Annotated in this window: 20 protein-coding genes; 9 read left to right on the top strand and 11 right to left on the bottom strand. The window is 39.9% G+C overall.

Translation table 11 applies throughout. The features are described from left to right. Nucleotides 1-24 precede the first annotated feature (24 nt). The 3 genes from H5162_RS01195 to H5162_RS01185 are packed head-to-tail and all read left to right on the top strand — an operon-like array spanning nucleotide 25 to nucleotide 1,630. The gene (locus tag H5162_RS01195; protein ID WP_145234525.1) at nucleotides 25-426 is read left to right on the top strand and encodes a curli production assembly/transport protein CsgE; all 402 of its coding nucleotides are present in this window, start codon (nucleotides 25-27) and stop codon (nucleotides 424-426) included. Beyond that, on the top strand, nucleotides 416-856 hold the full coding sequence (locus tag H5162_RS01190) for a curli assembly protein CsgF (protein ID WP_145234528.1): 441 nt from the start codon (nucleotides 416-418) through the stop codon (nucleotides 854-856). Before H5162_RS01195 ends, H5162_RS01190 begins: the two co-directional genes overlap by 11 nt. Then, nucleotides 857-1,630 (top strand): CsgG/HfaB family protein, encoded by a 774-nt coding sequence (locus tag H5162_RS01185; RefSeq protein WP_145234530.1) that lies wholly within the window; start codon nucleotides 857-859, stop codon nucleotides 1,628-1,630. It begins immediately after the preceding gene. 584 nt (nucleotides 1,631-2,214) lie between these two features. Here H5162_RS01185 and H5162_RS01175 read toward each other — a convergent pair. Then, the gene (locus tag H5162_RS01175) at nucleotides 2,215-2,907 is read right to left on the bottom strand and encodes a response regulator transcription factor (RefSeq protein ID WP_145234532.1); all 693 of its coding nucleotides are present in this window, start codon (nucleotides 2,905-2,907) and stop codon (nucleotides 2,215-2,217) included. Between the two features lie 1,134 nt (nucleotides 2,908-4,041). Between H5162_RS01175 and H5162_RS01170 the strand changes: the two genes are divergently transcribed. Further along, nucleotides 4,042-4,845, top strand: coding sequence for a hypothetical protein (locus tag H5162_RS01170; RefSeq protein ID WP_182733945.1), 804 nt, complete (start codon nucleotides 4,042-4,044; stop codon nucleotides 4,843-4,845). 382 nt (nucleotides 4,846-5,227) lie between these two features. Here H5162_RS01170 and H5162_RS01165 read toward each other — a convergent pair whose 3' ends face one another. The 3 genes from H5162_RS01165 to H5162_RS01155 form a co-directional block, all read right to left on the bottom strand. After that, complete coding sequence (locus H5162_RS01165) at nucleotides 5,228-6,724, bottom strand: trehalase family glycosidase (protein ID WP_182759403.1); 1,497 nt, start codon at nucleotides 6,722-6,724, stop codon at nucleotides 5,228-5,230. Then, the gene (locus H5162_RS01160) at nucleotides 6,721-7,971 is read right to left on the bottom strand and encodes a sugar MFS transporter (protein ID WP_182730808.1); all 1,251 of its coding nucleotides are present in this window, start codon (nucleotides 7,969-7,971) and stop codon (nucleotides 6,721-6,723) included. The genes H5162_RS01165 and H5162_RS01160 overlap by 4 nt, the downstream gene beginning before the upstream one ends. A gap of 103 nt (nucleotides 7,972-8,074) precedes the next feature. Then, the gene (locus H5162_RS01155) at nucleotides 8,075-9,082 is read right to left on the bottom strand and encodes a LacI family DNA-binding transcriptional regulator (RefSeq protein ID WP_149981828.1); all 1,008 of its coding nucleotides are present in this window, start codon (nucleotides 9,080-9,082) and stop codon (nucleotides 8,075-8,077) included. Nucleotides 9,083-9,338: 256 nt separating this feature from the next. Here H5162_RS01155 and H5162_RS01150 point away from each other — a divergent pair, with 256 nt between their 5' ends. After that, complete coding sequence (locus H5162_RS01150) at nucleotides 9,339-11,606, top strand: TonB-dependent receptor (protein WP_182777408.1); 2,268 nt, start codon at nucleotides 9,339-9,341, stop codon at nucleotides 11,604-11,606. Between the two features lie 57 nt (nucleotides 11,607-11,663). Here the strand turns inward: H5162_RS01150 and H5162_RS01145 are convergent, their stop codons facing one another. The 3 genes from H5162_RS01145 to H5162_RS01135 all read right to left on the bottom strand — a co-directional run bounded on the left by H5162_RS01145 (nucleotide 11,664) and on the right by H5162_RS01135 (nucleotide 17,067). Next, entirely contained in the window at nucleotides 11,664-12,869 is a 1,206-nt protein-coding gene (locus H5162_RS01145; RefSeq protein WP_220493471.1) for a sugar efflux transporter, read from the bottom strand. 176 nt (nucleotides 12,870-13,045) lie between these two features. Next, complete coding sequence (locus tag H5162_RS01140; RefSeq protein ID WP_182777406.1) at nucleotides 13,046-16,204, bottom strand: M1 family aminopeptidase; 3,159 nt, start codon at nucleotides 16,202-16,204, stop codon at nucleotides 13,046-13,048. Continuing rightward, on the bottom strand, nucleotides 16,195-17,067 hold the full coding sequence (locus H5162_RS01135; RefSeq protein WP_182777404.1) for an ABC transporter ATP-binding protein: 873 nt from the start codon (nucleotides 17,065-17,067) through the stop codon (nucleotides 16,195-16,197). Before H5162_RS01135 ends, H5162_RS01140 begins: the two co-directional genes overlap by 10 nt. Nucleotides 17,068-17,283: 216 nt before the next feature. On the opposite strand from H5162_RS01135, the gene H5162_RS01130 reads away from it, so the two are divergent. Both H5162_RS01130 and H5162_RS01125 read left to right on the top strand, forming a co-directional pair. After that, entirely contained in the window at nucleotides 17,284-18,795 is a 1,512-nt protein-coding gene (locus H5162_RS01130) for a sensor histidine kinase (protein WP_182777402.1), read from the top strand. Continuing rightward, nucleotides 18,789-19,463, top strand: a complete 675-nt coding sequence (locus tag H5162_RS01125) for a LytTR family DNA-binding domain-containing protein (protein ID WP_145234546.1) — start codon at nucleotides 18,789-18,791, stop codon at nucleotides 19,461-19,463. Before H5162_RS01130 ends, H5162_RS01125 begins: the two co-directional genes overlap by 7 nt. On the opposite strand, the gene H5162_RS01120 is transcribed toward H5162_RS01125, so the two are convergent. The 3 genes from H5162_RS01120 to H5162_RS01110 are packed head-to-tail and all read right to left on the bottom strand — an operon-like array spanning nucleotide 19,446 to nucleotide 21,089. After that, the gene (locus tag H5162_RS01120) at nucleotides 19,446-20,066 is read right to left on the bottom strand and encodes a GDSL-type esterase/lipase family protein (protein ID WP_145234548.1); all 621 of its coding nucleotides are present in this window, start codon (nucleotides 20,064-20,066) and stop codon (nucleotides 19,446-19,448) included. The two genes, H5162_RS01125 and H5162_RS01120, sit on opposite strands and share 18 nt — an antisense overlap. A 1-nt stretch (nucleotide 20,067) precedes the next feature. Continuing rightward, nucleotides 20,068-20,592: a DsrE family protein gene (locus tag H5162_RS01115; RefSeq protein WP_182730815.1), complete on the bottom strand. Its 525-nt coding sequence runs from the start codon at nucleotides 20,590-20,592 to the stop codon at nucleotides 20,068-20,070. A 32-nt stretch (nucleotides 20,593-20,624) separates the two neighbouring features. Then, nucleotides 20,625-21,089, bottom strand: a complete 465-nt coding sequence (locus tag H5162_RS01110) for a flavodoxin family protein (protein WP_149981836.1) — start codon at nucleotides 21,087-21,089, stop codon at nucleotides 20,625-20,627. A 97-nt stretch (nucleotides 21,090-21,186) separates the two neighbouring features. Here H5162_RS01110 and soxR point away from each other — a divergent pair, with 97 nt between their 5' ends. Both soxR and H5162_RS01100 read left to right on the top strand, forming a co-directional pair. Next, a complete protein-coding gene (gene soxR / locus H5162_RS01105) occupies nucleotides 21,187-21,654 on the top strand; it encodes a redox-sensitive transcriptional activator SoxR (RefSeq protein ID WP_182777400.1) in 468 nt (155 codons plus the stop codon). Nucleotides 21,655-21,891: 237 nt separating this feature from the next. Then, a complete protein-coding gene (locus H5162_RS01100) occupies nucleotides 21,892-23,745 on the top strand; it encodes a S8 family serine peptidase (RefSeq protein WP_145234556.1) in 1,854 nt (617 codons plus the stop codon). A gap of 341 nt (nucleotides 23,746-24,086) precedes the next feature. Here the strand turns inward: H5162_RS01100 and H5162_RS01095 are convergent, their stop codons facing one another. After that, a complete protein-coding gene (locus H5162_RS01095; RefSeq protein ID WP_182730817.1) occupies nucleotides 24,087-24,521 on the bottom strand; it encodes a GNAT family N-acetyltransferase in 435 nt (144 codons plus the stop codon). Between the last annotated feature and the right edge of the window lie 6 nt (nucleotides 24,522-24,527).

Here is a 24,527-nt window from a genome sequence, read left to right as displayed (position 1 = left end):
GGGGCACGTCCCCCCATATTAAACATGACATTAGTTAGAACGCTTATTACCGCGCTAAGCCTGCTTTTTTTAACTACCTTTAGCCACTTATCTCAAGGCGCTGACGAATTAGAAATAGATGGCCTAGTGCTCGATCGCAGCATTAGTCGCTTTGGTCACCAGTTTTATTTTGAATTTTCAAACCTTTGGCGCGACCTACCCTCAACCGCTGGTTTTAATATAGAAATAAAAGAGACCGTACTTCCTCGGGCTGGCACAAAACTGACCTTAGTAATGAATAATCAAATTGTATATGTAACCTATTTAGGGCGTCGCTTGGAGCCTATTGATGAGCGTGTAGAACACGCTTTATACAGTGTTATGGATGCGATGGCGCGCTCTAATTTACATAAAGCTTCGCCCGATATGGCAAAAAATGGATGGTAAAATGGCCCCCGACTCAAGAAAATATATAACAACAACTATAATGATATTACTCCCCTTATCGGTATCTGCAACTGAGCTTGTGTATACCCCCATTAATCCAAGTTTCGGAGGTAGTCCACTCAATGCCAGTATGCTATTAAATAAAGCGCAAGCGCAAAATAAACATAAAGCACCAATAATTGAACAAAGCTACGCTGAGAAATTTCAAGATTCTCTAGAACGTACCTACTTAAACCGCATGGTAAGAGAGATCACTGATATTGCCTTTGGTGAAGATATAGATGAAAGTATTTTTAACCAAGATTCAATTTTTTTAAGTGGTGATTACGAAATTCAAGTGATCACCAGTACCGTAGATTCAATTACAGTGCGAATAACCAACACCACTGACAACAGTGTCGTGGTCATTGAAGTACCGAGGTTTAGCTAAATGAAAGCGCTATTTATTGCAGTACTTACCCTGGCATTATCCGCATGCAGTAGCATGGGCAATTTGATCCCACCTTCGCAACAGTTGGCCGCAAGTTTAACCCCCACTGAAACCTTTAAAGCACTTCAACAGTTACCAACACCTGCTGGCAGTATCGCCGTATCGGTATATTCTTTTCGTGATCAAACGGGCCAATATAAACCGCAAGGCAATGTTAGTTCATTTTCAACCGCCGTCACTCAAGGGGCTAATTCCATCTTAATACAAGCGCTACACGAATCTGATTGGTTTATTCCGGTTGAACGTGAAGGTTTGCAAAATATTCTGACTGAAAGAAAAATTATTCGTGCCGCCCAAGCCGAACAGCCAAATGCTGTTGAATTACCACCACTGACCACCGCTAAAATCATTTTAGAAGGCGGTATAATTAGCTACGACACCAATGTAAAAACCGGTGGTTTTGGCATGGAATATTTTGGCATCGGCGCGTCAGAACTCTACCGCGAAGATGCTATCTCTATTTACTTACGTGCCGTAGACGTGCGTACTGGGCAAGTATTATTGTCCGTAGCCACCAGCAAAAAAGTGCTCAGCCAAGAAATGCGCGCAGGGTTTTTCCGTTATGTTAGTTATAAACGTTTAGCCGAAGCCGAAGCGGGTTTTAGTGATAACGAACCGATGAGTATTTGCGTAACCCAAGCAATTGAAAAAGCCCTCAGTGATCTAGTCATCAAAGGCATTGATAAAGGCATATGGGCAACAAAGCGTAGTTGATAATTAACGTCTATCAACGCTGGCATAACGATTCTGATTTCTGGTTAGCTTATTCTATAGCTAACCATGAGATACAAAAATAGCAATAACAGGTGTTATATCTGTGTACCAGCACCGATATAGCACCAATCAAAAACCAACGTAATGTATGAAGAGTATTAGGGCTGCAATTACCGATTGAGTATTATATAAACAAAGGTTATGCGTACTCTCTGATCTGTTTGGCAAAAGCAGCGAGCTCACTGTCGTCGGCTCTTTCACAATCGTGAGAATATAAATTTCAAAAACATACCTGTTCTCCCCTCCCTCTAGCGCAGAGTCTAAAATAAGAGCAACTTTTTAGTGGCTACAATCAGCTTTGCAAGTACTTCATCAGATTGCGCAAAAGCATAACGACTAAGGTGCTGCTTAGGAATAACCACAGTTGCTCCTTTTGTATTTGGATAGATAGTCAGAAATACTAAATGCTTTCATCCTCCCAAACAGGGTCACAAGGTGCTTTACCTGAAACAATATCACAAAATATGCAGTTACTGATGCTCCATCCTACTGGTTATAATTGGGTGCATATTATGGTTGATCTGTTAGTCATGCAACGGTAATCGTACCGCCATATATCGCTGTGCCCAATTAGATAGCTCAATACGATTTCGTGAATTTGTTTTTTTAAATGCGCTATAAAGGTGTGTTTTTACGGTGTGATCACTGATATTTAACCGCTCTGCGATACTATGGTTATTCGCACCTTGCGCAAGTAAATAAACCACTGATTTTTCTCGTTTAGTCAGGCTTTTTAACACTTGATGTTCACTACCAGCATCACTGCTAGGTTGATGATCATAATGACTTACCATCGCGAGCACTTCATTAAATGTAGAAGAAATAATCTTGCGACTGAACCAGAGCTCATCATTAATGATCCGCATTAATCCGGTAAATACGTCCTCAGGAAGGTCATTGTTATAAAAGACTCCCTTAAAATTATTAAGTAACAAGTTTTTTTCACAAATAGCGTCAGAATGCGCATTAAACACAATCACAGGTTTCACTTTGGCTAAGGCTAATAAGTCTGCTGGTATTAAGTTTTGCCAATTGCAGCCGCTGCTATCAATTAAGAAAAGATCAAACTCATTGCGGTTGTCATTATGGGGTAGACTGTCGTCCATTTTTACTTTACTAAAAAATGCATCTAACGTTTTAATTAAGTATGGATAACACTGCGAACGGACAGGCATTTTAAAAACGGTTTTGATAAATACTGAGGTTGGTTGAATCATTGCATCTCGTCCTTGAAACATTTTGTTTACAATACCTAAAACAACTCCAATGTTCAACCTATTTCACTCAAATCTATTGATTTATAAAGAGAATAAAAAATTTAGACGTCTAGATGCTTGACTATCAAGCACCTTTTAACTAATCCATTTTAGCTATAAAAATGATTTAAATCAAAACTTTATTATTAACTTATGGTTTGATTAAATAATAAAATCGTGAGGTTATAAACCAAAGCCTTGCTGCACTTTGTACTCGCCAGCTCTAGCCTATTTAAAGCCCAATAAAAACTGTACTTTTTTAGAGTAGACAGTGGTCAGTATTAAAAGTACTTTCTAGCACCAGTGAGCATTTGTGGCTATCCCATTGCAGGGAAGTCTCATTGAGGGAAGTAATCTTCCTAGTTTTAAAAAGTCACTCATAAGCTTATTATTACAAAGCCAGCGACGACTAAAATCTCAACCATAATCACACGCGGTTCTAATATTTCTATAGTAACTAGCTCGTTGGTGCTCAGGATGTAATTAGGCATACTTTAAATCTTCACGCAATGATTCTGGCCTCGGTGATCCTTTGCTTAGCTGGAAGCTTGGTTGATACGAATGTAAAAATGCTACGTTACTAATTCTGTTAATTTCGCTCTTGTGAGTAGTTTAACGCGAAAGTAAGAGCCACATGCCAACGGCCCTAAAACAAGACGTTTCAGTATCTGTTTATTAAATGTCGGTAGCCAAGGAGTAGATATTTACTTTATTTGCTTCAAACTTGGTGGTAATGTAAATGGAATGTGACTACATGCAGTGCACCATCGTTTTTACGGTGTTGCTAATGATGAAAATGTTCAACAAAAAGATTTAGACTTTAACGCATTGTTTTAAACTATTTCTAAAGGCACTGCAGGTAATTGGAACACCGTATCAAATGATTTTAACAGCGATATAATTTTATCTTTGCTGTTGATTTGATGAGTACAAGTTTATGCATTGTTTATAATGAAGCGAAAAAACACCACATTGAATTGCAAAATGACAACCATAACTGACGAGTTTTATAATAAATTTAAATAAAGTGGCAAAAAAATAGGATACATCAAGCCAAATTCCACACTAAAAAAATAACTATTAACTATCGAGGGAATGATGAGAAAAAACCTAATTATTTATTCTGCAATACTTATGCTGTGTGCGTGTGGGGGGTCGACTCCCACATCAGAAGCAGCCATCCCTGCTGGAAATGGCACTAGTGAGCCAATAAAATCAACGGATAATTTACCAATCCCCAATAACAGAGAATTAAGTAATTATAATATTCTAATTATTGGTAATAGCCATGTAGCCGGTATTGAATCTTTACTAACAGAAATATTTTCTCATGGTGACGCCAATAAAACGGTAAATATTGACACTCGCAATGGAGCATTTCTCGACACGATCGTTAATAACGAAAGCATTATTGAAACAATACAAAATAAACAATGGACCCATGTTATTTTACAAGGGCAAAAATACTCTCAAAGCCAGTCGGAATTTTATCCTATCGATGCCACTGTAACTTGGATACAACGAGCAAAAGCGATAGGTGCCACGCCAATTCTTTTTCCTGAACATCCACTGGCAGGAAAGCCACAAGATGCAATTTACGTACACGGTATTCATGTAGATATTGCTAAAGAGCAACATAGTTGTGTGGCCCCTGTAGGGTTAGCATGGAATCAAGCCTTCGAAATATCGCCTGAGTTAACCATTCATCAGGCTGACGGGAATCATGCAACAATGTTAGGTAAGTTGCTTTCCTCATTGGTGTTGTATGAAACCATAACAGGGAAGTCAGCCGATTTATTAACGTTTAGCGATACCTTACCAGGAGATGCAATAACACAAGCATTATTTGGCCAGGTAGCATCACAAGCGATTATTGACAATATCCCCTGTAATTTTTAAAACCTTAGCTATATCATGCTTTTATACTATTTAAAAGTATGAATATAGCTGGCCGTAACCATGTATATACTCATGAAAAGCTTTTATTTCACGCTAAAAAGAGAGCAGCAACATCGCTAAATATCTTTGCTTAATTGGCTGATAACAATCACTCTTAGCTGTTTTGTAGGAGTGTATTAGCAGACGATTACTCTCTCCTTTAAACCGCTATTCCATGTTCAGTATAAGGAACAAACTTATAATGACACCTATCTTCAATGCTAATAACAGAGATGGGGGTTATATTGCATCTATATTGCATCTGATTTATCAAAAGAATGAAAATTTAGATGTCTGATGCATAACGACTAAACAATTTTAAAGCCAATCCTTGGCTATTACGTTATTTTATTAAATGATAAAATCGAGAAGTCACTCCATTGGTCCAACCAAAGCCTTGCTGCACTTTGTACTCGCCACCTCCAGCTCTATTTTCAGGCTCATAAACATTGTATTTTTCGAGTAGACAGTGGTCGGTTTTAAAACTGTTTTCTATCATCTGTAACCAATTGCTCATGATGGTGTTTGCATCTGCAACAAAGCCATACTGGTGAAATCCGTGTACAGCAAACCACTGCAGTGGTGCCCAGCCATTAGGGCTATCCCATTGCTGGGAAGTCTCATTGAGGGTTGTTACTAATCCGCCTGGTTTTAAAAAGTCACTCATAAGCTTATTTTTAACCAACACCGCCTGCTCTTCGCTAGCACAATTGACAAACAATGGGACGGTGGCGGCAAGCGACAGCACTGTAGATTGTTGCTGGCTTTGATAATTAAAATCAACAAAAAACCCCATATCAGTACTGAATAAATACTGATTAATTGCCGCACGTCTTTGAGCTGCTTGTTGCTCAAAATACTGTTGCTTATTTGTATTGTTTAATACCGCAAAGTAATGACCCAGCTGTTTTTCAAGGTAATAAAGTAAACTATTGAGGTCCACAGGAATAATATCCGTGGTTTGAATACTGGTAAGCTTATTATTACCCAGCCAGCGACTACTAAAATCCCAACCAGACTCGCACGCAGCTCTAATATTTCTATAGTAATTAGCTCTTTGCTGTTCAGGAAGTAATGAGGCATCATGCAAATCTTCACGCAGTGATTCTGGCCGTGGTGTTGCTTGATCATCCCAGTAACGGTTAAGTAATGCACCATTTGCCATTTTTACTACACGCTTATGGCTTGATATTTGCTCACTCAGTAGCTCTGCCCCCTGCATCCAAAATGTATATTCTTGCTCAAGGGCAACAACGCAATCAGTTAACCATGCAAAGTCACTATTTTTACAGTATTTTGCTTGCCAAATTAAATCAACTATCAGCGCTAGAATAGGAGGCTGCGAGCGAGAACTATAGTAACTGCGGTTGCCATTGGGAATACAACCATTACGATTTTGCAGATCAATAAAATTAGCAAGCATGGCTTCGATACTGTCTATATCGCCAATATCTTGCAAACCTAACGCAGTAAAATAACTATCCCAATAATATATTTCTTGAAAGCGCCCACCCGGTACTATGTAGCTGTGTTTAAGTGGTAATAAAGAGCTGGCTTTAGCTGTGTCTGCATTGCGATGCAAATACGGCCATAAATTGGCAATATAGCTTTGCACACTATCGCTGTTGCTTTGCTGAGTTGGGAGCTCCGTTGATTCAAACGTAAAATGCTGTGCTACAAATTCTGTTAACTGTGGTGTAGTAAGTGGTTTAACGCGTAAGTAAAGGTCGCATGCTAACTGCCAACTATCATTAGCAATCGCATCAGCAAAAGTTTTACTGTCACTAAATATAGCCGCCAGTTGCACATCTAAAAATAATTGGCTATTTACAAAGTTCATATCGTTCCTTTTTCTGGCACTGCGCCTAAGTTTACTGTCATTTTTTTAAATAAAGTTACACTGATCAACAACAAGCTAATTGGGATCAAGGTAAGATAAAAGGCATGTTGGCCACTAAATTTATCAAAGATGAAGCCGGTAATTACTGAACCAGTGGTGCCGCCTAATGCTGAAAAAACCACGATAAGTCCGGTCATAGCTGCCTGCTGGTGAGCGGCTAACGCACTGAGCATCACAGAGTTAAGTAATGGGTAAAGAGGAGCCATAAAAAAGCCAATGAGCGGCAGCATGTATGCTGCAAAAGGCACATCAAATACACTCGTTACTTGGCTGCCATCAATTTCATGAGTCAGCGGTAAAACTAGTAGCACCAGCACGGCCATAGCAACCAAGCAACTTAACAACAAACTATACCAGCCAATAACGCGTAATATCTGCCCCGCCACTAGTCTACCTAGCGCCAGTGCTGCGGCAAACACACTGGCCAGTTGAATACTAATATCAACTGGCAGCTTAAGTACTTGATTATTAAAAGTAGGTAACCAAGTCCCTACCCCTTGCTCAATCAACACATACAAAAATGCACTGATAATAAATATAACCACTAGAGGTTTATAAGTGAGTGTTAGCATGTCAATAAAAGCAGCTAATTGACTGGTACGTAATGTTGCTTTTTGCGGAACTTTTATTGGCGCTATAAGCACTGTAATAAAAGCCATACCCGCTAACAAAGCCAGCAAATAATACACGTTCAACCATGCTGTATTTTGCGCATTACTACTATCAATAAACCATGAGAACACCCAATAGCCAGATAACACCCCAAGCATAAAAATACCTTCAATGGTGTTAAGCAATGCTGAGTGCTGATTGGCGTTATCAGTGACTTGGCCAATAACCGAGTAAACGGATACTTTCATAATCGCAAAACTGCAACCGATCACAGCAAACAATACTTTGAACGCATAAAACTGTGCAATTGAGGGCATTAACAAGCACATTAAGGCAACCAACCCCAACGCTACAAGCATGGCCAGTTTATAGCCAAGTCGTGGAATAAATGATGCAACAATAAAAGAAACTATTGCTATGGTAAGGTCTTTATAGCCTTCTAAAACAGAAGCTTGCGTTTTTGTTATGTCAAAACTATTGATGGCTTGTAAAATTACGGTGCCAACACTATTGAGTAAAATAGCGAACACGAAATAGCTACACGCCAACGCTATGGTTATTCTTATTGGGTTCATGCACGTTAACCTGATGTTGATTTCTTTTAGCATAGTGTAGCGCAAAATAAAATGCAAACGTTTGCATTTTAAATTTCAAAATTGAGTTAACTCACCCTACAGATTATCCTTTGCTAGATTGACGATTAATTAATTCTATTTCAACAACTTGTGATTCAGCTGACTGACCTTGTAACTGCGCTAATAATTTTTCAACCAGTAATACTGAGGCTCGCTGAGTGTTTTGTTTAATGCTCGAAAGTGATGGGTGACTCACATCTGCCATGGCAATATCATCAAAACCAACTAACGCAACATCGTTAGGAATACTGATATAGCGCTCTTTTAACGCTTTCATAGCGCCTAGTGCCACCATATCGCTGCACGCCATAATGCCGTCGAAACATAAACCTTTCGCGACTAGTAATTGGTTGATCCCATGGTATGCTGCGCTACTAGTAATATCGATAGACACTACGTGTGCTATAGCGTTAGCCGTATTTAGAGCCGCTAAATAGCCACGGTAACGTTCGCCAATTTCAGCATGTCCTGGATCTCCCAAAAATACAATATTTTTAGCGCCACCTGCTAATAAGTGTTCAGTCGCAAGACGACCCCCAACAAAGTTATCACTGCCTACAATGGGATAATTACTGGGAGTTTTTGGGTCACCCCAAACAACTAAAGGCACGCCTGCATTAGCGGCGGCTTCAATGTTTGCCGGATCTTTGCCTTGCCCAACCACAATAATGCCATCAGCCCGACGGCTATTGATAAAGTAATTAGCCCAGTCATCACCGGCCATAAATGAGTTTGAGAGTAGAAGTTCTAGCCCTTGTTTATTCAATGCGAGGTTTATCTCTCCGACTACCTTAAGCAAAAAAGGGTCGTTAATTGATTGCTCAGTGCCACTGTCGAAATTTATGATCACTGCTACAACATTGGTTTTTTGTGAGCGAAGGCGGCTCGCAGCCGTATTTAAACTGAAGTTATGTTGCTTTGCTAACTGCTTTAATTTATCTCTAGTTTCTTTTTTTATCAATGGGTTATCATTTAACGCACGAGAAACAGTCGAGGTTGATACTCCAGCAAGCTTGGCTAGATCCGCTAACTTTAGTTGTTTGTTATTCATTGCTAAGTACGAAGCCTTCCTTAAATCGTGAAGTTGCAATATACCATCATTATTAAAATTAGGCTGCGCCAAGGCCTAAATTTAGTCATAAACATAACCGTGTATAAAAATAATACAGAAAGTTAAAAAAATAATTGCAAACGTTTGCATAAAGTTCTAAGGTTTAAAAGAACACAGCATTAACATTTCATTAAATTAGTTAGTGCTTTGTTATTTATAGTTTTTTAAATAACGAACAAAAAATGGGAATACCAACATGACAACAACACACACACCAAGCAAACTTGCTTGCGCTATTATTTTAGCGCTATCCAGTCAAACCGTGCTTGCAGATCAACCAGCAACAAGCGCGCAAACAACCACAGATAAAAAAGTTGAACGCATTGTGGTTTCTGGCACACCTGCAGGTATGGGCGTTCGTAAAATTGATGCCAGCTATGCTGTGACAAATATTGATGCTGAGCAAATAATTAAACTATCACCAAAAAGTACTGCGGACTTATTTAAAGCAGTTCCCGGTGTGTGGGTAGAAAGCTCGGGTGGTGAATCTGGCGCTAATGTATTTGTGCGCGGCTTTCCTGGTGGTGGTGATGCGCCATTTTTAACCCTAAGCCTTGAAGGTTCTCCTATTTACCCAGCACCAACATTATCGTTTTTAGAAAACTCATCATTATTTAGAATCGACGAAACCATTGAAACCATGGAAGCATTACGTGGTGGTCCAAACCCAGTGGTTTCTAACGGCCAACCGGGCTTAACAACCAACTTTAGATTAAAGCGTGGCAGCGAAGATACTCAAGGCTTATTTAAATACACCACCTCTGATTACGATTTGCAACGTGTTGATGCTGTTTTAAGTGGCGAAATCAGCGACGACTTATATTTTATGGTAGGCGGCTATGTAAAAAGCTCTCTAGGTATCCGTGATGCAGGCTTTACTTCTGAAAAAGGCAGCCAATTTACAATTAACATAACTAAAGAGTTAGACAATGGCGAGCTTAACTTTTATACCCGTCAAACAGACGATCATGGCGCATGGTACTTACCAACACCGCTCAATGTTAATGGCATTGATGCTGAATATACCCAACTTGGCACACTTAACCGTCAAGCGACGATTTTTACCGGCCCAAATGCGCAAGCACACGACATTGACCTAGGTGATGGCCGAGGATGGGATGGCCATGTATCCGGCGGTAGTATTAAACTTGAATTTGATAATGGCTGGCAATTTATTGATCGTTTTAACATTACCAAAGGCGATGCTAATACATTTGGTCTAGTACCCAATGGCTCAGCAACGACGGTTGGTGAAGTGGCCGACAATGGCCAAACTGCATTTGGTGCGGTGACTGACACCGAATACGCTAGTGACACCGCGATTCAGCAGCTGGGTCGCTGGGTAGTATTAAAAGAAATAAGCTCGTTTACTAACGACTTAGCTTTTTCAAAACAATTTGGTGACGTATCAGCCACTTTTGGTTATTACACAGCAAGCACATCTGCGAGCGATTGGTGGAGCTTAGGTAATACGGCGTATCATGTGCTGGAAGCCGGTGGTGAATTATTAAATGGTATTGAATGTAACCAAAACACTGATGGGTGTGGTTTTAATTACGATATCAGCTCAACAGGCGATGCACGCACCAATGCCCTTTACTTTACAGGCCAATATAAATTTGCAGATGCATTTACACTTGATTTAGGTGTACGTAAAGAAAACCATGATGTGCAGTACAGTGTTGATGAAGACCTTGACGGTATTATCACTAAAGCTGTTGATTACGATGAAAGTAAAACCTCATGGACAACCGGTTTAAACTATTCAATTAATGATGACATGGGCGTATTTGCTCGCGTTAACCGTGGTTATAAAATGCCATATTTTGATGACTTTAGAGATAATTTTGGCGCATACCAAGGGGGTGAAAAACTAATTAAAGAAGTCACTCAAGCTGAACTTGGCTATAAACTGATCACTCAAAGCACTGACTTTTTTGCCACTTTATTTACCAACGAAGTCAAAGGCGATACCTTTGTAAGTCGCCCGGGTGTGCCAGCTGAAATTTTAACCAACGAAGCGTATGGTGTTGAACTTGATTACAACTTTAATCATGAATCTGGCTTTTCTGTTAATTTAAATACCACATTACAACAAACCGAAATCACTGAAAGTCCAGAAAATAAAGGCAATGAAGCACAGCGCCAGCCTAAATGGCAAGTACGTGTAACACCAAGCTATGACTTTGAAGTAGACGGCATGTACGCCACACTCTATGGTACTTTGTCAGCAGTAGATGACCGCTTTGGTAATAATGAAAACACCGTGACACTTGATGGCTACGAAAAAGTTGACTTAGGTTTTATCCTTGAGCCAATGGAAGGGATCAAACTGCAATTAGCAATTGATAACTTAACCAACGAGCAAGGTATTACCGAAGGCGACCCACGTAATGCTGACGCGCCCAATGGCCGTTACATTATGCCTCGTACAACACGCTTAAGCGTAAGCTACGAATTCTAACCCCCATCTCCCTGGATCAATACCCAAAGCCGTGGTGGTTAATACACTGCGGCTTTTTTAAATCACGTTTTGAGCAAAAATCGGCTCTTGCGACTCGCTCTCTTGGCGCTTTAAATAACTAAATATTATTAAAAAAGTCATAGCAATGCTTGCCGCAATAAGCGAGCCTAGCGTGGCAAAACGAAAACTAAACCACTGCGCAATTAAACCGGTACTGGCAGTGCCAAGCATGACCCCTACTTTAATGGCATTGCCATAAAAAGCAGAGGTAAAACCAATTCGTGATGGCAGTTGCTCTTGCAAAATAGTCAAGCCGATACCCGCAAAGATCCCATAAAAAATAGCATTTACACCTTGCAGTACAAAGAATTGCCATACTTGATCGGAAAAAAATACGCCAATATAGAACAAAATAGCGCAACTAAAAGCAAAACCTAACAAGCCTGTTTTAGTGATGCGTTTACTGAGCTTTGCGCTATACAACATCACAGGGATCTCGATTAATGCCACCATGCCCATAAATATTCCAGGCATATTATTGGCAAAGCCCAGTTCATTAATTGTATAAAGCGGTAAGGCACTGGCGTACATAATATTGCCAATTGAGCCAAAGGTTATAGCAGCACCTAAAGCCCAAAACGATTGATTGATCGGCTGATTTGGCTCAGCTTTCTTAGCTCTGTCGTTAGCATTAACACTGGGCAAAAACTTCATTGCAAAAATTAATGCCAACAACGCAAACGTAGCTGCGGTATAAAATGAGCGACTAAAGGCAACTCCTGATGCAAGTAAATAGCCAAGCGGCGGGCCTGCGACCCATGCAAATGAAATAGCCGCTCTAAGGCGAGTATTAAACTGGGTGATATCAATATGATCTTGCTCATCCGCCCACTGGCGAGCAATAGTCATAACTTGCGGTATCGCGGCATTGCCCATTGAAAGCAAGAGTACTCCGGCAGCAAATACCTGCCAAAAAGACGTTGCGTTAGCGAATATGATTAACGCCATCCCCATGCCAGAGACCGCAATCATAAACATCTTTTTAGCACTCACGCCCTTATCGGCCAATCCACCTAACCATTGGCTAAAGAGAATGCCCATCAAAGTGACACCTGTAGTGTACACACCCAAATATATAGGTGGGCTTTGTAAGCCTTCAACAATAAACAAACTCATTAGTGGATTAACAAATGCGCCTATTAAGCCCGTTAATAAGCTTAACAAGATAAATACCACACCATACTGTTTGAATATCGACTTCAAAAAACACCATACAGACACTAAAAATAAGCCGCGCATTATACGCGGCTTTAAGTAATATTAAACTACAAAGCGGGTTGTTTAATAATCAAGACTATTTAAACTACGCACATTTTACCAGCTACTAAACAAAGCATAAAAATCAAGCCACGGTTTATAAATTGTGGAGTTTAGTTCACTTAAACGTCTAAAAACAGCGTATTGATAAATGCAATATGCTGCTCCTCAACCTGTTGTTTCAATGCCCGAATAAAATCCATTGCTGTCGCAGGCCGATTTGGATAAGCATACTCTTGCCATACTGACTTAAGTGCACTAGTTATCGCTTCATCGCCTACTTTAGCCCTTAGTTTTGCAAACACGATGGTGGCTTTTGAGTATTGATCATAATTTTTTGTTGAATCAATCAACGCCATTTTAGCGGTAATATCCATGCGCGATGCCTGCTCATAACGCTTTGTTTCATAATCAACTAATGCGTTCATAGCGGTTTTACCGTAGCGTTTTTCTAACACGACTAATTCGATATATTTAGCCATCGATTCCATTAAAAAGGCACTATCTGCAGGCACACTATTACCTATATCATGGCCAAACCACTGATGCGCGGTTTCATGCACTGCACGGCGATAACGCTGATCAAAGCCAGTACCAACGCTTGGACGAGCCCTAAACCCAACTTTATCCTCAATTAATATAATTTGTGGTAAAGCATACCCAGTGCCACCAAATGGGGGAGCTGCAATTAAGCTTAATTGCTTGGCTTTATACGCAACAATATTATTTTTAAACCAATCAAGTGTGTCGCTCATCGCTTGTAAATTAACGGCGGTTGCATCTGCACGTTCAAGCACATCTTGGTTTTTTACGAATACTTGTAAAGTAACACCATCATGTTTTTTAGTTTCAGCAATAAAAGGCACTGACAGCCAAGCTGGTAAGTTATTAATTGCAGACACTGTTTTAAACTTAAATATTTCACGACCCTGTTCACGTTGATGCGTAATTTGCTTGCCCTGTGTCACAACTTGATACCCCGCTGCCGTTGATACTGTGCTCGACATCGTTATACGCTCATAGTGCGCTGGTCTATTTTGCCCTTTAGTAACTAACGCTGAAGCTAAAGGACGAGGCTTTTGATGCAAACCATATTGAGCTCGTAAGCTTGTATCTGTTAACTCATAGTTGATTTGATAGCCAATGGTTGGCAGCACCGGAACTGCTCGAATATAACTAAACTCAGGCGTAATTATTTGATGTCCACCAGCAGGCCACAATTTCGCTTGATGCACTTCAAATTGTGTTGTTAATTGTCGTGTTTCATGTGGTTTTATTGCAACGTCAAACTCATACACAGCCTGATTTAAGTCAGGATAAAAAGCAATTTGTGTCGCACCTGCAATCTTCACCTTCGCCCACTTATAAAACCCAGCTCTGCCGACTAAAATTTGCTTAATGGCCATTGGATGAGAGTTTTTTAAGGTGTAAGCCAGATCAAACTTTGCTAACTGTTGATGCGGGTAAAAATCAATTTTTGCATCAATATGACTAACCTGAGGTTGCAACTTATGCTGCCAGCCTGCAAAGGTTTTTTCATAATCCGCTTTAAAGGCCTCACGTTTATGTGAATTGGTAAGGGGCTTTTCATCAACTAAACGTAGGTGTAATTGCACAAATAAACCAACACAGAGCAACACAGGCATTATTAGCCATGCATCTTTTCGTACAACCGCACGCCTATCAAGTCCCGTACCACGGTGACTAAATACACACGTTAGCAATATAAAACTTACACAGGCAAACAACCACACCTGTATATAAGGCCAATAACTGCTAATACTGGCCCGATAATCCCAAAATTCACTCGGTGGCTGCAATGGCGTCCAAGCTAGGCTCCAAAATGTGTGTGTGAATCCTAAATAAGTCATAACTGGTGTAAATTTTAGCAACAGCATCACAAAAATAACGCCTCCTGCAACCAGTGTTGAGCGACAAATATTAAATACACACACCGTTACCCAGCCAATTAGCATCAGGGGCAGTGCCGTTAAACACAGAACATATACATGATCATACGCGTCATATTGGCTATGAATAAACCATTGTGACAAAGAAGCACCAACAAAGCTCATAGCTGAAAAAATAATAACCAAGGTAGTCAATATCAGTAATTGACTATATAAAATAGTGGCCGTTTTGATCGACGTTACAGCGATTAACTCCGCCATATTAAAACGCCTTGCATAACAGCTGACTTGCCAGCTCCAAAGCACCATCAATAAGCATCCACACAGTATTTGCATATCAAAAGCATAGTGACTAATTGCATCGATGCTGGTTGCGCTGATTACACTTAGCGGCTCAGCATAATCAGCAGAAGAGGCCACGCTATTGAAAACCATGGCGGGCCAAACTAATAAAATTAACAGTGTTATTGGATGTTTTAAAACATTGAAAAGCGCTACTTTATAGCATGCGATAAATATCGGCAGTTCATGGTTTTTTGCAGCCTCAGGTTGGTACGAAGCACTTGCTACTATAACGGGTTGTAGATTGCTCACTGCATTTTTTACCCGCTTACTGAACGAGTTAAACACATTACTCGCAGCCACCGTACTAAAGTAGATAACGGTTGTGAGTAACAGTATCAGCGCCCGATTAATGGCTATAACCCAGCCCTGAGGCTCAACAAAGCTACCTATAATTGCAGTGTATGCGAAAGGATCTAACCATATAAACAGTTGATAACTAGTTTCACTGATAATACTACTTCCCGCCAATATGGGATTACCCGTGACACTTGCAAGCAGTAAGTAGCCAATCCATAAAACTGCAAATACAACATAGTTCACCAGAGCGCTGCTGAATTTTTGACAAAGCCAAAATGCAATTACACCAAGCAAACAACTATTAGGAAGCAGCACAAAAAGACTATTAACAGCCAGTTGATTAATGATTTGCCAGTCAAACCCTTTGCTGTGTACTTGCATAACCATCATTACTAGCATACTGATAAGCACAATCACAAACACACACAACACCAACGTCCCCACACGTAGCAATGCGTTTTGTTTAAACGTGATAGGTGTCACAGCCACCAGCTCTTGCATATTGTGTATTTGATCACGTAAAAAAAGTGTCGGTGCAAGCGCACCTGTAAGTAAAGCTAGTTGTATCATTTGCAGTGCAACTAGATGTAATTTAAATTGATTTATAGCGTCGCTGCCTTCGACGGCTAAACCTGATGACAATGTAAACGCAAATAAAGGGGCAGTTAAAAAGCAAAGCCAAAGCAAAGGCTGGCGAAGTACATAACGTAGTTCGTTGATCAGTAGCATGTGTTACTACCTCGCAATTTCAACTCATAAAAATAACTATCTTGCAGTGTCACTTCGCCAGGTCTTGCACGCTCAGCGGGAGCCGTTGTGGCATAAACTCGAAATGAAGGCTTGCCGTATCGATAACTTTGGCTTAATACAAAGCTCTCCTGCGGTAACACATTAGGAAGGCTCTCCAGTAGCCATACACAACCATGCAATGGCTTAATGAGTGCTGCCACTTCACCACTTTGAATTAACCGACCTTGATTGATCATCGCGACAAAATGACACTGATTTTCTATGTCTTCAACAATATGGGTAGATAACAACACCAAGCGCTGCTTACTAATAGTTACGAGTAAATTGTTGAGACTTTCACGCTCTGCAGGATCTAGTCCTGCTGTTGGCTCATCTAGAATAATCAGTTTAGGGGAGCCTAGCAACGCTTGAGCAATACCAAAGCGTTGTTTCATCCCACCAGAAAAGTGGCTCACCTTTTTGTTTGCAAACTGAGATAAATTTAATAGCGCCAAGAGCTCACTTATTTGCTGCTGTCGGTCTTTTCTATCAAGGCCCTTTAAAATTGCGATATGCTCTAGCAAAGCAATACAACTCATATTTGGATAAACACCAAACTGTTGCGGTAAATAGCCAAGCTGCTTGCGCATCTCATCAGGGTGTTGCAACACATCTAAACCGTCAAAGTTCACCTGACCAGTATCAACGCTTTGCAAACACGCAAGCGTGCGCATTAAGCTTGATTTACCCGCCCCATTTGGCCCAAGTAATCCCACCATACCGGTTGGTAAAGTAATAGATATATCACTTAATGCTTGGGTACCATCTGCGTATTTTTTATTAATATTTGTAAGTGTTAGCATCGTTATGTTCCTTAATTGATTAATAATCACATTAAGAAAGCACCGCACAATAAGCTACATAGCAATGATCAACACATTGAATTAAAGGATGAAAGCAAGTATTTTGCAGTTGTCATTAAAAAACGACCTTTGATCATTATTTTGCTGAACTAAGTGAAGTAATTCATTTAAACTTAATAAAACATATCATTAAGCACGATGAACATGGAGTGTAGTATGCAGGCAGCTATTTCAGCGCGGTGGCAACGATTAAACTTACATTATGTGGTTGTTTTACTACCCGTTATTGCTGCAATAATGCTAGAAGCACACATTCGCTATCTATCATTGAAGCAAGACTCAGCCGAGCTCTACACGCTAATTAATGGGCAACTATTTTTAGAGTGCTTGCCTTTTTTAGCTGCTCACGCTTTAGCATTTAAATTGCCACTTAAACGCTCAGTTGTAGTGTGGCTATTAGGCTTTGTTGCGTATCCTTCTCTTGTCTATCTGGTACATATAATGTCTTCTGCGTTTGCTAATTGGCAATACCTCGACGCACAATGCTGGATACTCTCTGCATTCGCGAGTCTTATTTGGCTAATGTTAAAGCGAGTTAGTAGCGCACAAAACTCATTAACTTCAAAGTGGTTTAACTCATTAACATCTCTCGATAATATGGTTATTTTAGTATTAGTATCGTGGTCTTTAATTATGGCTGGCGTACTTAATACGCATACAAACCCGATGCTAAATCAACCTTTAGACCTGATCCTTGATATAAGCAAAGTATTTACCCAATTTAATCAATTCCTAACTTACTTTTGGCAGCTAAGCGTATACACAGCTATCATTTTTTGTTTGTACTTATTTAACCGATACATATTGATCCGCCAAATATTAACAAACCATGGTGTGTTTACTTTTCTCGCTGCATGTTTAATTTTTATTGCTTTGCTTACACCCACCCTCACTGCGGGTGTGCTTTTACTGCCCATCAATGATCTGCCTACAGAGGTTGCAAATTTAACACCAAGTGGAACTCGAAGCCTTTTTAGTAAGTATAACTACCAGTTTATGTTTTTCTTTCTTAGCGTTAGCACGCCAATTATTTTAGCCTTTGAACGCCAACAGCAGCATAATAAATTAAATGTGATTGCCAAGCAGCAAACTGAAACAGAACTGACGTTACTACAACAACAAATTAACCCGCACTTTTTATTCAACACACTAAATAACTTATATGCATTAACACTCACTAAATCAGATAATGCACCGCAGTTGGTGATGCAACTTGCCAATTTACTTCGATACACGGTCTACGAAGGTCAAAAACAACAGGTTTTCTTAACCCAAGAAATTAATTATCTTAAAGACTTTATCGAATTACAGCAGATCAGAAGTGGTGACAAGTGCCAAATTAACCTTGTTTGGCCAAGCAACCCTGGTAAATTAAAAATAGCCCCACTGCTACTCATTATTATATTAGAAAATGCTATTAAACATGGTGTAGAGCCAACATCACAGCAAACAGAAATAACCTTTGAACTCACAGTCAGTAGCAATACACTAACGCTGTATTGCGCAAACACCATCCACCAACAAAAACAACAAAATGATTCTGGCATGGGACTGAACAATTTAAAGCGAAGACTGGAACTTCTGTACCCAAATAGCTATTCTCTGATTACAAATAGTCAACATAATATTTGGCAAACTACACTCACTTTGGAGCTTTCATCATGTTAAACGCATTGATAATCGATGATGAGCCACTCGCACACCTCGTAATTCAGCACCACTTAGCAGCTCACCCTACAATTAATATTGTTGGCCAATACTATAGCGCAAAAGATGCTTTATATGACTTGGCAAAGTTAGACGTCGATTTAGTCTTTTTAGACATCAATATGCCAGAGTTATCGGGGTTAGAGTTACTCAAAGCGCTCGCTAAACCACCGCAAGTAATTATAGTCAGTGCTTATCAAGAGTATGCCTTTGAAGGCTTTGAACTCAATGTAACTGATTATTTGCTAAAGCCCGTATCGGCAGAGAGGCTTGAGCAAGCACTCAACAAAGTTATAATTCGTGAGAATCAGTTTTCAACACAGCCGCAATCAAGCATCATTCTTAAAGTTGACCGTGAAAAACGTAAGATCAACTTAGATAGTATTGAATACATTGAGGCGTATGGTAATTATGTAAAAGTTCACCTAGCTGACCAAGTGATACTTGCAACAAGCACACTTAAGCGGCTCTCAGTACAACTTGATGGCTCATTCTTGCAAACTCATAAATCATTTTTAATCAATAAAAATAAGGTTGTTGCAGTTAGTAATGACTATATTGAGCTAATCTCAGGTACGATTGTAAAAGTTGGCAAGTCATATAAAGAAGTATCACGTTCTTTGCTCTAAAATATACTGATATAAATTATCTGCGAGCTTTTTATGTTCACAAGATGGCCAGTGCACCCCCTCATACTGACAAGGCTTAATAAACAAGAAGGCATCAACCAATATGCAGTTATGCTTGTTGGTCACTTTTTTACACCAAGCAGCAAGATGCATAACTTTATGCTCTGCCCCCGCATAGATTTTTTTATAAGCGCCGTTCGCAATTACGTTTGCAACAGAGATAACCACAATGCTTGGTACAGGTATCATTGATTGTTGATAAAACAGCTTAATAGCAGTTATAAAAGAGTCTAACCCACCTGCAATTTGCTCTGGTGTTAAGTCAAAGCGCGCTTTTAAATCATTAGTACCGAGTTGAATAATAACAACATCAACAGTATGCGCTTCCAAATACGGTTTTAAATACTTAATGCCCGATTTATCCCCCATAAACGGGGGATTATTGACTAAAGTACGATTAGGTTCCCCTGCTTCAATCACTTCAAAGCCTGTGCCCAACTGCTGCTTTAATAAAGTAGGCCAGCGTTCAGTTTCGCTCAGCCGTTTCCCATCAACAGGAGAAATACCAAAGGTATTCGAATCACCAAAACACAAAATATTCATTTTAAAATGGATTCAGCGTGTAGCCTTGTTGCTGTAACTGCGCATGAGCGGTCATTGCAGAAAGCGCCATTTCCACCCCTGGAATAAGCTGCTCTGCTGCTACCTTCATATGCATTGCCGACTGCCCGCACACATACACAACCGTATTATTAGCAAGTAGCTGGGTGATCAAAGACTGGTTTTTATTATCAACATCAAAGCGGCTTTTGTAAACGCTGTTTTCCAGCACATCAACACTCGCGCTACCGTGTACGACTAAGGCCAGTTGGATGTTTTCCGGCTTTACCCCATGGGCAACATGCATATTAATAAAGCGCGCTAACGAATTAATAGGGTTATTTTGCTCGCCATGTTTTGCACCATCCCCCACATCAAAGGCAATTTTAAACTGCGCTTGGCTTAAGTCTGATACTTGAGCTGGTACATTGTAAAAATAACCAAAGTCATTGATAACAGGAGTTGGCTCAGCAGCGATCGTTGTTAAGCTAGTTGCAAGAAGGCCAAAGCCTAAAAGTGAAGTTTTCATAAATCATCCTTTTTTGTTTAGCCTACCCGTATTTAACCAGCCTGTACATGTGAATGAGCTTTAAAAGTCATTCCTAAATAATTAAAGGTTTGTTTAAACATGTCTATAAAGGCGTCTGGCGCAGAGGCAGATGAGGCATTAGACAATAGTGAAAACTGTTTTTGACGTAAAGTTCTAAGCTTCGGTTTTAACGCCTCGTCATCCATGTAATCTGTGATCCTATCCATAAATGCTTTCATTTGTGGCGTGGTGTTATACCAGTACACAGGCGATGCGAACACCCAATGTTCGTAGCGAAGTAACACTTCAAACAAATTATAAAAATCATCATTGTGATACTGCTTATCGTAGCGATAAGGTGAAATAACATAATCATCTAAGCAAAAAACAATGCCGCTTTGTTGCTTACTATAGGCATTAACTTGCGCCGTAGTATTACCGTTTTTACGGCCACTTGAATAAATAATAGCGGTGTTATGCATTGGTTTTTCTTGCATTTTATTTCTCCTTTTTTATGGTTGCAAAGAGCGTAAAACCTCAAGTAAGATTGAGGTCAACCTTAAAAATTGATTTTTAATAAAAAATAAGAAAACTATGACCGATCAACAAAAAAAGCTTGTTGAAGCTAATTTAACTGTGGGCTTTGTAGCTAAACGCAGCGGCGTAAAAGTCTCCGCGCTACACTTTTACGAAACCAAAGGCTTGATCCACAGCTGGCGGAACAACGGCAACCAACGCCGTTATAAGCCTGATGTACTGCGCCGTGTGGCGGTCATCAAAGCAGCGCAAGCAATGGGCATTACTCTTGAGGAAATCAAACAAACCCTCGCCACTTTACCTGATAAACGTACCCCCACTAAAGAAGATTGGTCAGCATTATCAAAAAACTGGCAAGCACAACTTGATGAACGTATTGCTTTTATGCAGCGCCTACGCGACAGAGTCGACGGCTGCATCGGCTGCGGTTGCCTGTCAATGACAAAGTGCCCGATTTACAATAAAGACGATTACTTAGGCGATACCCAAAGTGGCGCAGTACTTTTGAATAATCCTCAAAAATAATCCTGCCAAAAATAACAATACGCTCAATATTAAAAACACTTAAATTCAAATAATTGCACTAAAAAGCAAGCAAGTGTTAGATTCATAATAAGGCTACAAAAAACCAAAACAGTTACACTTGTTTACATATTTTCACATTTAAGTTAAATTAAAGTTAACAGAATGTTTACTTGTTGCTAATTAAAGCTATCTTTTGGAGTGCGTTTCAAACAATAACTATCCAAAAAGGATTAAACAATGCGTAAATTAAGTACTCTAAGTTTTGCTGTTTTAGTCAGTTTATCAGCGGTGCAAACTCATGCGGCAGAACTTATGTCCGTCGACACAAGCCGCGCGATTGAAGGTAAATATATCGTTGTATTTAAAACTCCCTCCGTTTTAAATGTTCAAAGTAGTGATGCAATAGCTGACTTTGCCAGTTCACAATCAGCGAGTTTAAGTAACCTATATAACATCGATGTGGCTCAGGAATTTGGCGGCATTTTAAACGGTGTTGTTGTCAATGCGTCAGATAAAACAATTCAACAAATGCTTAGCAATCCGAATATTGACTACATTGAACAAGATCAAATGATGTCGATTAACCCTTTGGCACAAACAAACGCAAATCAACCAAATGCAATCTGGGGCTTAGACCGCATAGATCAACAAGACCTCCCTCTCAATTCAAATTACTATTATGATTTTGATGGGTCTGGCGTAACTGCGTATGTCATTGATACAGGTGTACGTATAAGCCACAATGAATTCGGCAATCGCGCATCTCACGGTTATGACTTTATAGATAACGACTCAGATGCAACAGACTGTAATGGACATGGTACGCATGTTGCCGGCACGATTGGTGGTGGTACTTACGGGGTTGCTAAAAATGTCAACATCGTAGGTGTGCGCGTACTAGGTTGTAATGGTTCAGGCTCAAACTCAGGGGTTATTGCAGGTATTAACTGGGTTAAAAATAACGCGACGGGACCTTCAGTTGCAAATATGAGTTTAGGCGGTGGCGCCTCACAAGCAACTGATGACGCAGTAAACAATGCCGTAGCAGCAGGAATAAGTTTTGTAGTAGCTGCGGGTAATGACAACAGTAATGCCTGCAATTATTCACCAGCTCGTGCAGCGAACGCCATAACTGTTGGCTCAACGACTAGCAGCGATAGTCGTTCAAGTTTTTCAAACTATGGTAACTGTTTAGATATCTACGCACCTGGTTCAAGTATTAAATCAGCATGGTATAACTCAAATACATCAACAAATACTATCAGTGGCACCTCAATGGCCTCGCCTCATGTTGCTGGTGCCGTTGCACTATACCTTGATGAAACGCCCTCTTTGAGCCCATCACAAATCGATACTATGCTCAGCCAACGTAGTACTAAAAACAAAGTGTCTGATGCGAAATCTGGCTCACCGAATGAGTTACTTTATACATTAGAAGGTGGCATTATTGTCCCCCCAGAAGAAAATGAACTGACCAATGGACAAAGCGTTAACGTATCAGGCGCTCAAGGTACAAACACTTTTTATAAGCTCGTTGTTCCTGCGGGTTCTGAATCGCTATCATTTGATACCAATGGTGGTTCAGGCGATGTTGATATGTATGTACAGGTAGGGCAAAAACCTTCAACTAGTAGCTACAACTGTAGACCATATAAAAATGGCAACACAGAAAACTGCACGTTCACTAACCCACAAGCTGGCGATTGGTGGGTAATGCTCAATGGCTACAGCCAATACAGTGGTGTAAGTTTAACTGGCACAATTGGCGGTGGCACTAGCTGTGGCAGCAATTGCTTAACAAATGGCGTGCCAATTACAGGGCTTTCTGGGGCACGAAATCAAGAACTTGTCTACACCATTGAAGTACCAGCAAATGCTTCGTTGAATATTAGTATGTCTGGAGGTACGGGCGACGCTGATTTATATGTTCGTAAAGGCGCACAAGCTACAACTAGTGTGTATGACTGCCGTCCATATGCAAATGGTAATAATGAAAGCTGTAACCTAGGCTCAGGACAAGGCGGTAAATATTACATTACACTAAGAGGGTACAATGCATTTTCTGGCGTAAGCATTGTTGCATCTTACTAATTAACTGACTCTAAAAAACTCAATAATACCAATAGTGTTAAGTTGCTGACCATTTATAACGACAGATAAATACAGTGATAACAAGGCAGAAATTTTGACATGTTGTTGCTCTACATAAAAAATGATTAACGCAGTTAGCGTTTTATTTAGCCCGCCAGAATGGTTAAATATTTAAGTCGATTGGTATAATAATATGGCCTATTTTTATAGGCCGTATTATTTATTGATACTCTCTAAAGTGCTCACATTTTTAATAAAACGGCTATAAATAGAGAATAAATAGTTCAGCTGCAAAATAATAAAAGTATTTAACTGCACGCATTAAAACGTTCAATCCATACTTAATTTTGCCGCTGTAATAATGTTGAGTACCCGCCAACTAAACACTTTTCCATTGCGAGATTGGGGTTTGCTTGGCTTTGAAAACCAAATTGTTGATAAAGTGAATGAGCGTCTTTTGTTGCCAGTGTAAAACGGCGTAATGATTGCAATTCAGGGTGACTCATTACATGATCCATCAGCTTTTTACCCAGCCCTTGACCTCTAAATGGCTCTAACACAAATACATCCAGTAAGTTTGCAAAAGTGGCTTGGTCAGTCACCACTCGTGCAAATGCCAATAGCTGTTTATTTTCAATTAATGCAAAGCACAGCGAGTGTGCGAACGCTTTTTCTAACCGTTCGCGACTAATGCCTTGACTCCAATAACTTCGCTCAGATAAAAACTCAAACGCTTGGGTAAATTGTTGTGGTGACAATTGGTGAGTAAATTTCATTTTATT

Source organism: Pseudoalteromonas sp. SR41-8 (genome assembly GCF_014163915.1).
In the GTDB taxonomy this organism is placed as follows: Bacteria; Pseudomonadota; Gammaproteobacteria; order Enterobacterales; family Alteromonadaceae; genus Pseudoalteromonas; species Pseudoalteromonas rhizosphaerae.
Note: the sequence above shows the minus strand (reverse complement) of the source record. Positions and strands in the feature narration are given on the sequence as shown.

Coding starts and splice junctions, on each gene's coding strand:
- H5162_RS01195 (WP_145234525.1), top strand. CDS start 25: ATGACATTAGTTAGAACGCTTATTACCGCGCTAAGCCTGCTTTTTTTA.
- H5162_RS01190 (WP_145234528.1), top strand. CDS start 416: ATGGATGGTAAAATGGCCCCCGACTCAAGAAAATATATAACAACAACT.
- H5162_RS01185 (WP_145234530.1), top strand. CDS start 857: ATGAAAGCGCTATTTATTGCAGTACTTACCCTGGCATTATCCGCATGC.
- H5162_RS01175 (WP_145234532.1), bottom strand. CDS start 2,907: ATGATTCAACCAACCTCAGTATTTATCAAAACCGTTTTTAAAATGCCT.
- H5162_RS01170 (WP_182733945.1), top strand. CDS start 4,042: ATGATGAGAAAAAACCTAATTATTTATTCTGCAATACTTATGCTGTGT.
- H5162_RS01165 (WP_182759403.1), bottom strand. CDS start 6,724: ATGAACTTTGTAAATAGCCAATTATTTTTAGATGTGCAACTGGCGGCT.
- H5162_RS01160 (WP_182730808.1), bottom strand. CDS start 7,971: ATGAACCCAATAAGAATAACCATAGCGTTGGCGTGTAGCTATTTCGTG.
- H5162_RS01155 (WP_149981828.1), bottom strand. CDS start 9,082: ATGAATAACAAACAACTAAAGTTAGCGGATCTAGCCAAGCTTGCTGGA.
- H5162_RS01150 (WP_182777408.1), top strand. CDS start 9,339: ATGACAACAACACACACACCAAGCAAACTTGCTTGCGCTATTATTTTA.
- H5162_RS01140 (WP_182777406.1), bottom strand. CDS start 16,204: ATGCTACTGATCAACGAACTACGTTATGTACTTCGCCAGCCTTTGCTT.
- H5162_RS01135 (WP_182777404.1), bottom strand. CDS start 17,067: ATGCTAACACTTACAAATATTAATAAAAAATACGCAGATGGTACCCAA.
- H5162_RS01130 (WP_182777402.1), top strand. CDS start 17,284: ATGCAGGCAGCTATTTCAGCGCGGTGGCAACGATTAAACTTACATTAT.
- H5162_RS01125 (WP_145234546.1), top strand. CDS start 18,789: ATGTTAAACGCATTGATAATCGATGATGAGCCACTCGCACACCTCGTA.
- H5162_RS01120 (WP_145234548.1), bottom strand. CDS start 20,066: ATGAATATTTTGTGTTTTGGTGATTCGAATACCTTTGGTATTTCTCCT.
- H5162_RS01115 (WP_182730815.1), bottom strand. CDS start 20,592: ATGAAAACTTCACTTTTAGGCTTTGGCCTTCTTGCAACTAGCTTAACA.
- H5162_RS01110 (WP_149981836.1), bottom strand. CDS start 21,089: ATGCAAGAAAAACCAATGCATAACACCGCTATTATTTATTCAAGTGGC.
- soxR (WP_182777400.1), top strand. CDS start 21,187: ATGACCGATCAACAAAAAAAGCTTGTTGAAGCTAATTTAACTGTGGGC.
- H5162_RS01100 (WP_145234556.1), top strand. CDS start 21,892: ATGCGTAAATTAAGTACTCTAAGTTTTGCTGTTTTAGTCAGTTTATCA.
- H5162_RS01095 (WP_182730817.1), bottom strand. CDS start 24,521: ATGAAATTTACTCACCAATTGTCACCACAACAATTTACCCAAGCGTTT.